The 15,516-nt window shown below is 44.6% G+C and carries 8 protein-coding genes and 1 pseudogene; 5 read left to right on the forward strand and 4 right to left on the reverse strand.

Features of this window, described 5'->3' with window-relative positions; all coding sequences use genetic code 11:
- Positions 1-99: 99 nt before the first annotated feature.
- Positions 100-2,244, reverse strand: coding sequence for a methylmalonyl-CoA mutase (gene scpA / locus DQQ10_RS28270; RefSeq protein ID WP_262511780.1), 2,145 nt, complete (start codon positions 2,242-2,244; stop codon positions 100-102).
- A 9-nt stretch (positions 2,245-2,253) separates the two neighbouring features.
- Positions 2,254-3,318, reverse strand: a pseudogene (locus DQQ10_RS28505) (methylmalonyl-CoA mutase family protein); the annotation flags it as partial.
- Between the two features lie 190 nt (positions 3,319-3,508).
- Here DQQ10_RS28505 and dnaA point away from each other — a divergent pair.
- Positions 3,509-4,939 carry a chromosomal replication initiator protein DnaA gene (gene dnaA, locus DQQ10_RS24040; RefSeq protein WP_112749490.1) on the forward strand — a complete coding sequence of 477 codons (1,431 nt, stop codon included), beginning with the start codon at positions 3,509-3,511 and terminating at the stop codon, positions 4,937-4,939.
- An 88-nt stretch (positions 4,940-5,027) separates the two neighbouring features.
- Here dnaA and DQQ10_RS24045 read toward each other — a convergent pair whose 3' ends face one another.
- Positions 5,028-6,521, reverse strand: coding sequence for a S1C family serine protease (locus DQQ10_RS24045; RefSeq protein WP_245970534.1), 1,494 nt, complete (start codon positions 6,519-6,521; stop codon positions 5,028-5,030).
- 89 nt (positions 6,522-6,610) lie between these two features.
- Between DQQ10_RS24045 and DQQ10_RS24050 the strand changes: the two genes are divergently transcribed.
- Genes DQQ10_RS24050 through rseP form a run of 3 tightly spaced genes read left to right on the forward strand, consistent with a single transcriptional unit; the run spans position 6,611 to position 10,712 of the window.
- Complete coding sequence (locus tag DQQ10_RS24050) at positions 6,611-8,110, forward strand: GH3 auxin-responsive promoter family protein (protein ID WP_112749491.1); 1,500 nt, start codon at positions 6,611-6,613, stop codon at positions 8,108-8,110.
- 20 nt (positions 8,111-8,130) lie between these two features.
- The gene (locus DQQ10_RS24055) at positions 8,131-9,315 is read left to right on the forward strand and encodes a 1-deoxy-D-xylulose-5-phosphate reductoisomerase (protein WP_112749530.1); all 1,185 of its coding nucleotides are present in this window, start codon (positions 8,131-8,133) and stop codon (positions 9,313-9,315) included.
- A gap of 38 nt (positions 9,316-9,353) precedes the next feature.
- Entirely contained in the window at positions 9,354-10,712 is a 1,359-nt protein-coding gene (rseP, locus tag DQQ10_RS24060; RefSeq protein WP_112749492.1) for an RIP metalloprotease RseP, read from the forward strand.
- 191 nt (positions 10,713-10,903) lie between these two features.
- Here the strand turns inward: rseP and DQQ10_RS24070 are convergent, their stop codons facing one another.
- Positions 10,904-12,874: an OmpA family protein gene (locus DQQ10_RS24070; RefSeq protein WP_245970536.1), complete on the reverse strand. Its 1,971-nt coding sequence runs from the start codon at positions 12,872-12,874 to the stop codon at positions 10,904-10,906.
- Between the two features lie 158 nt (positions 12,875-13,032).
- Between DQQ10_RS24070 and lon the strand changes: the two genes are divergently transcribed.
- A complete protein-coding gene (gene lon / locus DQQ10_RS24075) occupies positions 13,033-15,516 on the forward strand; it encodes an endopeptidase La (RefSeq protein ID WP_112749495.1) in 2,484 nt (827 codons plus the stop codon).

The following is a 15,516-nucleotide window of genomic DNA, read 5'->3' on the forward strand; positions in this document are numbered from 1 at the left end:
AAGGGGTTGAATTCAACCTCGAATGTAATCATTTCGACACGATTATTTATGCCATCACAGGTGAGATCAGCTGAATAGGGAAAATTCTTGTCTCGGAATTTAGTGCGTGCGCGCCATCAACTTTTGCAAGATGCCACGTGCTGCGTCGGTAATGATCGTTCCGGGACCAAATATAAAAGCAACACCTGATTGCGTTAGGAAATCGTAATCCTGTTGGGGAATAACGCCGCCAGCCACAACCATGATGTCGCTACGACCAATTTTTTCCAACGCTTGAATTAAGGCAGGGATGAGCGTTTTATGTCCACCGGCAAGACTGGATGCACCAACAATGTGTACATCGTTTTCCGCTGCTTGCATGGCCACTTCGTCTGGTGTTTGAAAGAGTGATCCAATGTCCACATCGAAGCCAAGGTCAGCAAAACTTGTTGCAATTACTTTTGCGCCACGATCGTGGCCATCTTGCCCCATCTTCGCAATCAGTATACGCGGTCGTCGTCCTTCCCATTTTGCAAACGCGTCAGACAGTGCGAGCACATCTTGAAAATCTTTTTGATTTTTCATTTCACCGGAATATACACCTGAAATAGATTTGATCACCGCCTGATGACGCCCAAAAACTTTTTCAAGCGCCATGGATATCTCACCCAATGTAGCGCGACATCTTGCGGCTGCAATCGACAAGGCTAACAAATTACCCTCGCCACTTGCTGCAGCGGTTGAAAGTTGTTGTAGCGCATCTGCAACTGCGTGGTGATCGCGCGAAGATTTGAGTTCTTGTAATCTCGCGATTTGCTCATTCCGAACTGCGGTATTATCAACTTCTAAAATTTCAAAGTCAGGTTTTTCGTCCGTTTGATATTTGTTCACGCCTACTATCACATCGCGCGCCGCATCTATGCGAGCTTGTTTCGCCGCTGCAGCCTGCTCTATGCGCATCTTTGGAATGCCACTTTCGATGGCTTTCGTCATTCCGCCAAGGGATTCAACTTCCTGCAGTAAAGTCCACGCCTTTTGTACAAGTTCGTGCGTGAGTGTTTCTACATAGTAAGATCCGCCCAGCGGATCAATTAACTTGGTGATCCCGGTTTCTTTCTCCAAATAAAGCTGTGTGTTTCGCGCAATACGCGCCGAGAAGTCTGTCGGTAATGCGATGGCTTCATCCAAAGAATTTGTGTGCAGCGATTGCGTACCACCCAGTACGGCAGCCAATGCTTCAATGCAAGTGCGTGTCACGTTATTGTAAGGATCCTGTTCTGTAAGACTCCATCCTGACGTTTGACAATGCGTTCGCAGTGCCATCGACTTGGAATTTTTTGGATCGAACTGCTTCACAATTTGTGACCACAATAAGCGACCTGCTCGCATTTTAGCCACCTCCATAAAGAAGTTCATACCAATACCCCAGAAGAAAGAAAGGCGTGGCGCGAAGTCGTCGATCGCTATTCCCGCTTGAATACCTGTTCGGATATATTCTAAGCCGTCGGCTAACGTGTAAGCGAGCTCAACATGGGCAGGTGCGCCGGCTTCGTGCATGTGGTAGCCGCTAATGCTGATCGAATTGAACTTCGGCATGTGCTTCGACGTGTAAGCAAAGATGTCTGCCACGATGCGCATTGAAGGTGTAGGCGGATAAATGTAAGTGTTCCGCACCATGAATTCTTTCAGGATGTCATTCTGAATCGTCCCGGTCAGTTGATGAGGCTTTACACCTTGCTCTTCTGCGGCAACAATGTAAAACGCAAGAATCGGAAGCACCGCGCCATTCATCGTCATCGATACAGACATCTTATCCAATGGAATCTGATCGAAAAGAATTTTCATGTCGAGAACGGAGTCAATCGCGACACCCGCTTTGCCAACATCACCCGATACACGAACGTGGTCGGAGTCGTAACCGCGATGAGTAGCGAGGTCGAATGCAACAGAAAGTCCACGTTGCCCAGACGCAAGATTTCTCCTATAAAAAGCATTGGAATCTTTGGCAGTAGAAAAGCCTGCGTATTGTCGGATCGTCCAAGGCTTGGTAGCAAACATCGTTGCATAAGGCCCACGCAGATAGGGAGGAACGCCAGAGCCAAATACAAGGTGCGGAAGTGTGTTGATATCTTCTTCCGTGTACTGCGGTTTTATAGGTATGCCCTCCGCGCTTAGCCAACCCTTGTGATGATATGTATGCGACAGCCCCTTGTCCTCGGTGTCGGTTACGAAATGCTGAACCCCTAATGTCTCCCCGTTGTCCAAAAACTTTTTCCAGGCATAGTCACGAAGATCGTGCGTCATTTTTTCTAACGCATAAGCGCCGGCAACAGCATCAGATACTTTGTCCATGTGTGACTCCTCACGAAGTATAGTGGTCACGTTGCGTGCAATGCGAAACAGTGTTGTATTATCGATATCGTCTGGATAAATCGTCAATGAATCGCATCCACCACAGACGCCAGCAAATGCTGCATAAGTACCCTTGAGCATATTGCCATGCGGGTCGTAGTCTGTTTTTTTTGCGGATGACCGTACATGAACATGTAGGTTGTCGAATGCGTGACTTACCTGATAACTGCTTGCGAGCTGGTACCAGCACAAGCGTAGTGCTTTTAGTTTAGCGATTGTTTCAAAAATCTGTGGCGTTGCTTCAATCGAAAAAGCAATTCGTTCAAGGAAATCTTTTTGATCTTCGGGCGACGATAATTTTTTGATGGCTTCAGCAACGACAACCAAAGAATCTGCGATTTCCACGGCAGATGTACTTTCTGGGACTGTGAGTCCAAATATTTTTAAGTTGGGCTGATCTTTCGGGAAATATTTCGGTGTGAAAAATTGCGTACTAAAAAAAGCACCGTGTACCGCAGCCGTCGGATACGAGCATGCATGTTTGATTAGTTCATCGAATGTGATCTGTGAACTGATTTGAAATGAAATATTGCAATAACCCCAATTAATATTTTGGAGTAGTTCATCGATGTTATAGTTTGTTTCGGCGCGTAAATCAAACAAGATACCATCAGCGCCATCGTTGAGATGCGCCAACGCAAGTTTATTTGCCTGAGAAGAATTTTTACCGTCGATCGGGACAAGATTCGCCCATGTGCGCGGTGTTTGATGCGATTGACGGGCAGGAGAGCGTTGAATTTTTTTTAGTGCAGCAGTATCGGCAGCGTTGTAATAGGGTAAAAAAGATAGCTGATCTGCATTTTTCCACGCCAACGATATGAATGGGTCTTTACCTTCAATCTCCTGACTAGCTGCGTGTTTCCAATCGCTGGGTAACACGGGAGAAAATGTTTCACGGAGCAGGTCGGCGATTGTTTTTTCTTCCATAGGGTTTAAATCAGCTCAATTTTAAAGAAGTTTTCCTCAAACGATAGTGGCTTTTGTTTAAATTTTTCGATGGAAAATATTTCCGTAAAATCAAGGATCAATACCCTTGTTTTCTTAAAGTCTTTTTTCACATCTTTGTCTCCCTTTCGCCCTGGCGAAACCAGAATCAACCTTCATCAGCTCTTTAACAATGGAAGTTACCAGTGGTACCGTATGGAATGATTGTCTCGAGATAGTTCGCGAGAATGTTGGTGAAGAAAATTTCACCACATGGTTCAAGCCCATTGTTCCTTTGCGCGTCGAAGGTGATGTACTCACCATCCAGGTTCCTTCGCAGTTTTTTTACGAGTGGCTTGAGGATAATTATGTTCCGGTTCTAAAAAAGGCGATTCACACCGTACTTGGCCCAACAGGACGTCTTGAATATTCAGTAGTCGTCGATAGTGGAAATCAACAAGCACCAGCAGTGTCTGTTAATTATCCCGTCAATGGCGCGGGCAATCGCAGAAGTGCTATCAACAATAATGGCTACGGGTCTGAAGATTATTCGCCGTTCACATTTAAGGCACTGAATCCGCACACCGTTAATTCTCGACTCAATCCCACATACTCTTTCGATAATTTCGTAGAAGGAGATTGTAATCGCTTGGCGCGGTCGGCAGGGTTGGCTGTTGCTAAAAAACCAGGCGTCACGTCTTTCAACCCGCTCATGTTGTATGGTGGTGTGGGCGTAGGAAAAACGCACTTAGTACAAGCCATCGGTAATGAGATTAAGACCAACATGCCTGGTAAAGTTGTGTTGTATGTCGATCAAAACGATTTTACAACGCAGTTCCTCAATGCACTTCAAAATCACAAGATACAGGAGTTTCAAAATTTCTACTTACAAGTAGACTTGTTGATTCTTGACGACGTTCAATTCCTTGCTGGTCGTGAAAAGACCCAGGAAATGTTCTTCCATATTTTTAATCAACTCCATCAGTCAGGTAAGCAGATCATCATGACAAGTGACTGCCCGCCACGCGACATGAAGGGCTTTCAAGAACGCCTTCTCTCGCGCTTTAAATGGGGATTGACAGCGGATTTACAAGAGCCAGATTTTGAAACGAAGTTGGCGATCATCAACCGGAAAATGCAAGCCGATGGAATTCAAATTCCAACGGAAGTTTCTGAATACCTTGCCTACAGTGTAGATACCAATCTCCGCGATATGGAAGGTGTTTTGAACTCTTTGATCTTCCATGCAACGCTGTTGAAAAAAGAAATCGACCTCGAATTAGCAAAAGAGGTATTGAAGAACATCATCAAAGAAATTCAATCTGATGTTAGTGTTGATTTCATTCAGAAAACAGTAGCTGAATTCTTTAAGGTTGACCTTGAAGCAATGAAGGGAAAAGTGAAGAAACGCGAAATCGTAATACCACGTCAAGTAGCAATGTATTTCTGTAAACGCTATACGCAATTGACGCTCGCATTGATCGGTGAAAACTTTGGCGGCCGTGATCACAGTACGGTAATCCATGCACTTGAATCCGTTGAAGACATGATGAAGACGGACCCTAATTTCAAATCTTCTGTTGATGAATTGGGCAAGAAATTGAAACTGCGCGTGAGCAATTAAAATTGTTGCGTAAGCAAAGCGAATAACAAAAAAGCCTGAGATCAATCCCAGGCTTTTTTTTGTGATGTATCGTTACCGTCGTTACGTATCAACGAATCATAAAGGGGATTTCCATTTGTTGTTTCGCGCTGGTTACGCCATACACGTAGCCGCTCTTCGACTTCTGGAAAAATTGAATGACTTCTTCCGGTTTTGCTACACGCTCACGATTGAGTGCGATCACGGTGAAGTTCTCTGGTATACCAATTTGTTTTGCTAGACTGTTGTCTTTGATCTTGAAGATCTTTACACCGTACCGGGTCGCTTCTAATTGCGCACCAAGATTTGAGTCTGTGAAAATTTTTCGTTTAATCAGCTCTGGTGTGCCTGATGAGTTAACCAACGTAATGTCTGCAATTTTTTCTTTGCCTTCGCGCAAGTAGGTGAAGGTGATCTTGTCGCCCGGATTTTTATAACTCATTTCTTCTTCAAAAGCACTTTGGCTATTGACGACAACATCATTCACTTTGATGATGATATCACCAAGCTTCATACCTGCACTGGCAGCTTGTCCATCACGATCGATTTGCTCAAGCAACACACCATTGAAACTAACATCCGTAGGGAGATCGTATTTCTTTGCATGTTCGAAGTCGTAGTCTACAACAGATCCGCCGTAGAAAGCCTTCTGAACGACGCCGTATTTCACCAGGTCGTTAAATACTTTCTTCGCGATATCGATCGGTATAGCGAAAGCATAGCCAGTGTACGAGCCTGTTCGCGATAGGATTGCCGAGTTGATGCCGACAAGTTCTCCAGATTTATTAACAAGCGCTCCTCCCGAGTTGCCGGGATTGATCGCAGCGTCGGTTTGAATGAACGATTCGATTGGGAATTTGTCTTCCAAAATGCCGATGCGACGTCCCTTTGCACTCACGATACCGGCGGTTACTGTCGAAGCAAGAGAGTACGGGTTTCCGACGGCAATCACCCATTCGCCAACCTGAACATTTTTAGAGTTGCCCAGCGTGATCGCCGGTAAATTGTTTTCTTTTATTTTAATCACCGCTAAATCGGTCGACGGATCAACACCTACTAGCTCTGCTGGATAAACGCGCTTATTGTAATTTACTTCGATGCGTTCAGCGGTTTCAATCACGTGGTTGTTTGTCATGATGTATCCATCCGCTGTGAAGATCACGCCAGAGCCACTGCTTACTTGCGTACGGCTATTGCCACCACCGCCTTCACCGAAAAACCAGTCCCAATAGGAATAAGAAATTCCACGCGATATACTGTTGATGTACACCACACTTGGCGTGGCTTTCAATGCGGCTTCACTAAAATCCACGGGTGTAGCATCGGATGGTACAGCATTGTTCGTTGCGTATTGCCTTGATGGATGAGGATTGTCGTCGCTAACCTGACTAAATTCTTCTTGAGCTGTGGCTTGTGCCAGATCAGGCTTGATGTAGAAATGGTAGAATGTGAATGATCCGCCAAAACCGGCTATAAAAGCGACGAGTATAATTCGGATGGTATGCTTCATAAATGTGATGATAAACGGATATTGATGTAACGCGAAGTACAAAAGTTTTGCCACATCGATTTAACGTGTAATAAATGAATTCTTGACAGTTTTTAAAAACATTTAGCATTTTCAGGCGTGGTTAGACTATTATATCTTGCAGCATGGGAATCCGTTCAGTTCTGGCTAAGCCCTTCGCTGCTTATGTTGTTTCCAAAACACGTAAATGGTCGGCCGAGCCTGGTAAATATCAGCTTAAAACGCTGTCGAATATCGTACAGACCGCTAAATCGACGTCATTTGGACGTGATCATCAATTCGCCGACATCCGTCGTTACGATGATTTTAAGAAGCATGTACCCATTCGCGACTATGAAGCGCTTAGGCCTTACGTTGAGAAAGTTATTGAAGGTAAGCCTGACATTTTGTGGCCCGGTAAGCCCGCGTATTTTGCCAAAACGTCGGGAACAACTTCCGGAACGAAATATATCCCCATCACAAAAGAATCACTGCCTAACCATTTCAACAGCGCACGCGATGCTGTCATGAGCTATGTTCATGAAACAGGTAATGCGCGGTTCCTCGACGGTAATCTAATCTTCCTCTCAGGAAGTCCTGAACTCGATGAAGTCGCAGGGATTAAAACAGGTAGGCTTTCGGGTATCTCGAATCACCAGGTTCCCGCTATACTCAAGACCAATCAGAAGCCTTCGTATCAGACGAATTGCATTGAAGATTGGGAAGAAAAACTCGAGCGAATTATCGATGAAACTTTGCCCGCGCCCATGTCGCTGATCTCTGGTATTCCACCGTGGGTCCAAATGTACTTCGATCGCATTCAGGCACGTACTGGCAAAAAGATCAAAGACGTTTTTCCACATTTCGAAATGTTGGTATATGGTGGTGTGAATTTTGAACCCTACCGTGCAAAACTTGAAGATTCAATCGGTAAGCGCGTGCCTTCTATTGAAACCTATCCAGCATCAGAAGGTTTCTTGGCTTATCAAAATTCACAAACTGATCCAGGACTGTTACTGTTGCTAAACACCGGAATCTTTTTTGAATTCATTCCAACAGAAGAATATTTCAATGAGAATCCGACGCGGCTGTGCATCGAAGAAGTGGAACTTGGAAAAAACTACGCCGTGATTATCAACAGCAATGCTGGACTGTGGGGATATTCCATCGGCGATACGGTTAAGTTCATCAATAAAAATCCTTATAAAATTATTGTCACGGGCAGAATCAAACACTACATCTCAGCTTTTGGTGAGCACGTGATAGGAGAGGAAGTTGAGCGCGCACTGCAGCATACCATGGTGAAATTTCCAGAAGCTGCTGTCGTCGAATTTACGGTTGCGCCACAAGTAACACCAGCGGAAGGATTGCCCCATCACGAGTGGTTTATCGAGTTTGCAAATCCACCACACGACATGCAAGCATTTTCTCGTGAACTCGATAAACAAATGCAATCACAAAATGTTTATTACGACGATTTAATCACGGGCAATATCTTGCGTGTGCTGAAAATTTCTACGTTGAAAAAAAATGCATTTATCGACTATATGAAATCCGAAGGAAAACTCGGCGGGCAAAACAAAGTACCCCGACTATCCAACGACCGTAAGATTGCCACGGCATTGCAAGCGCACATCATTTTTTGATTGCAACAAATACGCACACCTTGAACGAAAAGAAACACATTGCCATTTTAGGCTCTACAGGATCGATCGGAACGCAAGCACTCGAAGTCGTTGCTGCTAACCCTGATATTTTCCAAGTCGAAGTATTGACGGCACAAAACAACGCAGCGCTCCTTATTGAACAAGCGAAACAATTCAAGCCGAACGCAGTTGTAATCGTGAACGACGATCATTATGCAATGGTCAAAGAAGCGCTTGCCGATGAAGACATCAAAGTTTATGCAGGAGAGAAATCACTCACGTCGGTTGTGCAGATGGATACCATTGATTTGGTGTTAACCGCATTGGTTGGCTATTCTGGTGTACGTCCTACGTTGGCGGCGATTGAAGCCGGTAAGCCGATTGCACTGGCCAATAAAGAGACGCTTGTTGTGGCGGGCGAGTTGATCACGCAAAAAGCGCGTGAGAGGGCTGTTAATATTTATCCGGTGGACTCAGAACACTCAGCGATCTTTCAGTGTATTACAGGTGAGTTCCATAATCGAATCGAAAAGATCATCTTAACGGCGTCTGGTGGTCCGTTCCGCGGAAAGAAGCGCGACGAATTAGCGCATGTAACGAAGGCACAGGCATTAAAACATCCCAACTGGACGATGGGTGCAAAAGTCACCATCGATTCGGCTTCGTTGATGAACAAAGGGCTTGAGGTGATAGAAGCAAAATGGCTGTTTGGCTTAAAACCGTCGCAGGTAGAGGTGATCGTGCATCCACAGTCGATCATTCATTCGCTCGTACAATTCGAGGACGGCTCCATTAAAGCGCAACTTGGGCTGCCTGATATGCGTTTGCCAATTCAATTCGCAATGTCCTATCCAGAACGCTTAAAAGCCGATTTTCCCCGTTTCGATTTTGCCAAATACCCTGCGCTCACATTCGAGAAGCCCGATACCGAAACTTTTCGTAATCTTGCGCTGGCTTTTGCATCCCTTGAAAAAGGGGGAAACATGCCTTGTGTGCTAAATGCTGCAAATGAGGTAGCCGTGGCTGAATTTTTGAAGGACAACATTGGTTTCCTAGAAATGTCGACGCTTGTTGAGGAATGTCTCGCGAAAATGGATTTCGTAAAACAACCGAGCTTAGACGACTATGTTAATACCGATAAAGAAACACGCATCTTCGCCTATGAAATGATTAAGGCGGGGCGGTTCGCGAAGACTGTCGGTTAAAAAGTAAACGAAGTAAGAACAATACAACAGGATTATAAATGGAATGGATGATTAGTTTAGCTCAGCTTTTGTTGAGCTTGTCGTTTCTAGTAGCGGTTCACGAATTCGGACATTTGTTAGCAGCAAAATATTTTGGAATGCGCGTGGAGCAATTCTCTATCGGGTTCCCGCCAAAAATATGGTCGTTCAAAAAAGGTGAAACTGAATATGCCTTAAGTGCAATTCCCCTCGGCGGTTATGTGAAAATCTCCGGAATGATCGATGAATCACTCGACACCGAAACGATGAAGCGCGATCCGCAGCCTTGGGAATTTAGATCCAAGCCAGCATGGCAAAGACTAATCGTAATGCTCGGTGGAATTTTTGTTAATGTTGTTATTGGTATTTTGATTTTTATCGGATTGACATTCATCTACGGAGACGTCAATTATAAGAAAGAGGTGGCGAATGAGCGCGGTGGATTTGCGGCAGGACCTTTGGCAACGAAGTTGGGAATTCAGAGTGGTGACAAAATTCTGAAGATTAATGGTAAAGACTACAAGTATATCGAAGAGCTATACTCGGTTTCTAATTTCCTTGCCGACAGTGCAAGCTATACGATCGAGCGCGATGGCAAAATCCTGACGATCGATATTCCGAAAGGTTTCATAAGTGAATTCGGCAAAGGCGGTGGCGCACCTTATTTCCTAATGCCACGTTTTTCAACCGTGATCGATACTGTTTTGTCAGGTAAAATTGCAGACAGCCTGGGGTTGAAGAAAGGGGATCGTATCCTGGAACTTCAGGGAACTGCTGTACAATACAACGATCAGGTTCAGAAGATCACCAGATCATTTGAAGGTGATACTCTTAGATTTTCAGTACTTCGAGGCAGTGATACGATCGCGTTTGTTACGCCATTTAAAGCAGGACGCCAAATCGGATACGCTCCGTCTAGCAAACACCTGAAGGATGCAGAGGTTATCACACACTATAGTTTTGGTGAGTCAATTCCCCTTGGCACAGAAAGAGCTTTTGGTACGTTGTTCGACCAGATTACCGCGTTTAAAAAAATGATTACACGTGAGCTTCCCGTTGCAGATTCACTTTCAGGGCCGATTGGTATCATGGATGCATTTGGAACAGAATGGAATTGGGAACGTTTTTGGAAACTGACAGGGGTATTGTCTCTCGTACTGGCGTTCATGAACTTGCTTCCGATCCCGGCGCTTGATGGTGGCCACGTAATGTTCTTAGGATATGAAATTATCACTCGTCGCAAGCCGTCCGATAAATTCCTGGAGAACGCGCAGAAGGTAGGCATGATAATATTACTGGCGCTGATGGTATTTGTCTTTGCAAATGACATTATAAAGAAAGTGAACAAGTGGCGCGGTAATACGACGGTGTCAAAATAATAACACTATAAATTCAAATTGAATTGAAAGAAAGGTCTGCGACGGTAGACCTTTTTTTATGATCAAGATAAATAGGAAGTCGTCGATTAATTTCCGCTCGCTCCTTTCTGATGTTCGTAAAAAAAAGAGAGCTGCAGCTAAAAGGACACATTGAATCGCTTTGAGCTTTCCGCTTTCTGCTCTAAGCTTTTTCACTCCTCTTTCTTCAACTCAAATTCCACTCGGCGATTTAACCTTCTGTCGTCATCGGTATTTTCATCTACCAATGGTTTGGCACTGCCGTAACCGTGCGCATTGATACGACCAGCGGCGATCTTAAATTGGTAGATCAAGTACGCCTTAATGGCATCCGCACGCGCTTGAGAAAGTCTTAGGTTAGATTCTTCCTTTCCTTGTGAATCGGTATGCCCCGAGATACTTAAATGAAACTTCGGGTGGTCGATCATAAAGTTGGCGAGTTTATCCAAATCCTTGTGCATCGATTCCAGGATGTCTGCTTTTCCGTTCTCAAACTCCAGTGACTTGAACGCCATCTTGCTTTCGATTGGCTCTGTTTCAAGATTGATTTCTTTGTCGCCCTCCATGTAGAAGATCTCTTCGATGCGGAAAAAATCATCCCCTTGAATGATCAATAAGTAGTTGCGTTTGTTAATCAGGTTGAAGTCGAAGGATCCGTCTTCTCGAAGAAATTTAGGTGCCACTTCAACGCCTTTGTCTAAGTCAATCACAGAAACAATTCCGCGGAACGGTTTTTTAGTTTCCGAGTTAATCAATGTTCCTTTCAACTTTGCCGTGGCGTTTGGCTGTGCCTCCATCGGAACAGGGAAGGAGTGTAAGTCTAAATTTTTGAGATCACTTTCGGCAGATCGTGCATAGTATAGGTTACTTGATTCTGAATCGATCGTAAAGTAATATTCACTTCCCGCACCGTTCACCAGCGGACCAATATTCTTAGGTTCTTCCCAAAGATTCTGCTTATATAACGACTTGTAGATATCAAAGTCTCCAAAGTTCAATGGCTGCCCATTGGAGCTGAAGTACAATACGTTGAATCGATGGTGGTAGAATGGGCTCACTTCAAAACCACGCGTGTTTATGATCGGACCAACATTCTGTGCTTTTCCCCAATTGCCCGCGGCATCTTTAACGGAAAAGTAGATGTCTGAAAATCCAAAACCACCAATGCGATCAGATGCAAAGAACAAGGTATCGCCAGTGTGGGAGAGAGACGGTTGTGAGTCCCACGAAACTGAGTTGATACTCGTTCCAAGATTGCGCACAAACCCCCAACTGCTATCAGGCTTTAAATCAGCAACGAAGATATCGCAGTTTCCATAGGAATCAGGCGAATTGCAACGCGCAAAAAAGAGCTGTTTACCATCGCGACTTAAGCAAGCTGAACCTTCATTGTATTGGGTGTTGATGTTTTTGAACTCCTCCGAGAAACCCCACACCGTATCGGACTTGATCGCGTAAAACAGATCTTCATTCGGTACCTTTTTAAAGGCATCGGCGATGGTGTTTCGCTTCGACGTAAAGAGTAAGATGTTATCGACGTTTCCGATGGTTGGTCCATAGTCTTCCTTCTCCGAGTTTACGCCGTATCCCATGTTCAGTAACACGCCTTGTGGAGGCCGCAATGTGTCGATCTCTTTACGGTATGCAACGAGTTCATAGTATTGTGCAAGCGGCACGTACAGGTCTTTCTGATTCTCAGTGATCTTATCGAATTCCTTTTTTACTTCCTTGTCGTCGAAAGTTGCCTTGTGATGTTTCAGGACAAGTTTGTAGAGTAAGATGGCTTCGCCGGCGGGTCCAAGTTTTTCTGATAATCGGGCGAGGTCCCACAGCATCTGTGTATCCTGATAGAAGTTTTCAATGCCGAAGTTCTTAACGTAAGCTTTTAATTCAGCGTAGTGCGCTTCGTAATCGCCGGCTTTGGCTAGGGCCTTTAACCTGTTGTTTTTATTTTCGTCGTAGTAACGGCGAACTTTATTAATGTTAGGGAAATGGAAAATGTCAGATTGACCGTAGCTTGTCAGGCTATCGTTAAGCTGAATGACCCCGCCTTTTTTGTATTTGGTTTTTGGCTTTTGGGCCTTCAAGGGCGTACATAACATGAGCCAAAAGGCTGCAAACAAGATTAAAAAATAGGTTTTCACGGAACCTGCGTTAGGTAAAAATTCACACCAACAACTTAAAGTTGCCATAATTTTACTTCTTTTACAACAGTCTTGGCACTAGTATTGTCCCTTACGCAGCCCTGGATACAATAACCTCGATAGACGGGGTGTTGTGCCAGATTGACACACGATAAAACATGTTTAAAGCACTCCCTATACAATTGGTTCAAGAAGATTCGGAAGACCTGATTCAACTCATCAATCCTGAGCAGGATTCGGATCTCAAACCAGAAGACCTTCCCGAAGAACTTTCTATTCTGCCGATAAAAAATACGGTTCTGTTTCCTGGTGTTGTTATTCCCATCACCGTTGGTCGTCAAAAGTCGATCAAACTTGTCAAGAAAGCATATCAAGGAAATCGGATTATTGGCGTTGTCGCACAAAAAAACGCGCAAGCTGAAGAGCCTGCCATTGAAGATCTATACCGTGTGGGTACGGTTGCTAGGATCATCAAAATGCTGGTATTACCTGATGGAAATACCACTATCATCATACAAGGAAAAAATCGTTTCGAAATCAACGAGTTTGTCCAGGAAGATCCATATCTCACAGCGAAGATTACACTTCAGACGGAGCCAACGATGAACGTTGATGGTAAGGAAGCGAAAGCCTTGACCCAATCGTTGAAAGATGCTGCCACGAAAGTATTGAAGCTGAACCCTGAAATTCCGCAAGAAGCTCAAGTAGCGCTCGATAACATATCGAGCATGTCGTTCTTGGTGCACTTCCTCTCTTCGAATCTGAACGTCGAGGTAGTCGACAAGCAAAAAATTCTCGAAACTCAGAACATCATCGACCGCGGTACATTGTTACTGCAGTATATGTTGAAGGACATTCAGATGTTGGAGATCAAACATGAGATCCAGAAAAAGGTCCATACCGACATCGACCAACAACAACGCGATTATTTCCTTCGTCAACAGATTAAAGTTCTTCAAGATGAACTTGGTTACGATGGTCCTGACAAAGAGGTAGAGAAATTTCGCAAGCGTGCTGAAGCCAAAAAATGGCCCAAGGCAGCCATGGATCATTTCAACAAAGAACTCGACAAACTCCTGCGGATTAATCCCATGGCGGCCGAGTATCCCGTAGCCATGAACTATGTTGAGTTTATGCTTGATCTTCCGTGGGAAGATTACACGGTTGACGACTTCGATCTAAAGCGTGCAAAGAAAATTCTTGACCAAGATCATTTCGGACTCGACAAGGTTAAGAATAGAATTCTCGAATATTTGGCGGTGCTCAAGCTGAAGCAAGATATGAAGGGACCTATTCTCTGTTTGTATGGTCCTCCGGGAGTTGGTAAAACATCATTGGGAAAATCAATCGCCAAAGCTTTGCAACGTAAATACGTACGCATGTCGCTAGGGGGCGTTCATGACGAAGCAGAGATCCGTGGACATCGTAAGACCTATGTCGGTGCGATGCCAGGTAAAGTGCTACAACATATCAAGAAATCACAGTCGTCGAATCCTGTTTTCATCCTCGATGAAATTGATAAAGTGAAGTCGGATTTTCGCGGCGATCCCTCGTCGGCATTACTTGAAGTATTGGATCCAGAACAGAATAATACTTTCGGAGACAACTATCTTGAAGTAGAGTATGACCTTTCCAAAGTGCTCTTCATTGCTACCGCCAATTCGCTGGATACAATTCAACCCGCATTGCGCGATCGCATGGAGATCATTGAAGTAACAGGCTATACGCAGGAGGAGAAAATTGAGATCGCGATCAAACATTTGATTCCGAAGCAGCTTAAAGAACACGGATTAAAAAATGCGGATGCAAAATTCTCAAAAGCCGCGATTGCCAAAGTTGTAAACCAATACACGCGTGAATCCGGCGTTCGTAACCTTGAGCGTAAGATCGGTCAACTCGCAAGAAGTATTGCAAAGTCTGTCGCACTCGAAGAAGAGTTCGATAAGAATGTCACTGAGGAAACAGTGCGCAAAGTATTGGGCGCAGAAATTTTCGACGAAGAACTCTACCAGGGAAATGATATCGCTGGCGTGGTAACAGGTTTGGCCTGGACACAAGTGGGCGGCGAGATTCTTTTTGTCGAATCGAGTCTAAACAAAGGACGCGGTGCATTGACGATCTCAGGGCAACTTGGCGACGTGATGAAAGAGTCGGCTGTAGCTGCGCTTTCTTACCTTAAATCGAACGCAGAAAGTTTGTCCATCGATCATCGGGTTTTCCAGCAATATGATTTGCACATTCACGTTCCTGCGGGGGCGGTTCCGAAGGATGGACCTTCCGCAGGTATCACGATGTTCACGTCACTGGCGTCAATCTATACGCAACGAAAAATCAAGGCGAAGTTGGCGATGACGGGCGAGATCACATTGCGCGGTAAAGTATTGCCGGTAGGGGGGATTAAAGAGAAGATCTTGGCGGCCAAGCGAAGTGGTATTCGTGAAATTGTATTGAGTGCTAAGAATAAGCGCGATATCGATGAGATAGAGAAACACTATTTGAAAGGGTTGACGTTTCATTATGTAGAAACGGTTGATCAGGTATTGGGCGTAGCGTTGCTGAAGGATAAAGTGAAAGAGCAGATGAAGTTTGTTTTTACAGAACAACCTAAAGATAATAGCGCGCCTGGAATTCAATTGGTGTAG

Origin of the sequence: Pseudochryseolinea flava (assembly GCF_003286915.1) — a bacterium.
GTDB classification, from domain to species: Bacteria; Bacteroidota; Bacteroidia; order Cytophagales; family Cyclobacteriaceae; genus Ohtaekwangia; species Ohtaekwangia flava.

Excerpts from the sequence above, each read along its gene's own strand:
- dnaA (WP_112749490.1), top strand. The coding sequence starts at position 3,509 with ATGGAAGTTACCAGTGGTACCGTATGGAATGATTGTCTCGAGATAGTT.
- DQQ10_RS24050 (WP_112749491.1), top strand. The coding sequence starts at position 6,611 with ATGGGAATCCGTTCAGTTCTGGCTAAGCCCTTCGCTGCTTATGTTGTT.
- rseP (WP_112749492.1), top strand. The coding sequence starts at position 9,354 with ATGGAATGGATGATTAGTTTAGCTCAGCTTTTGTTGAGCTTGTCGTTT.
- lon (WP_112749495.1), top strand. The coding sequence starts at position 13,033 with ATGTTTAAAGCACTCCCTATACAATTGGTTCAAGAAGATTCGGAAGAC.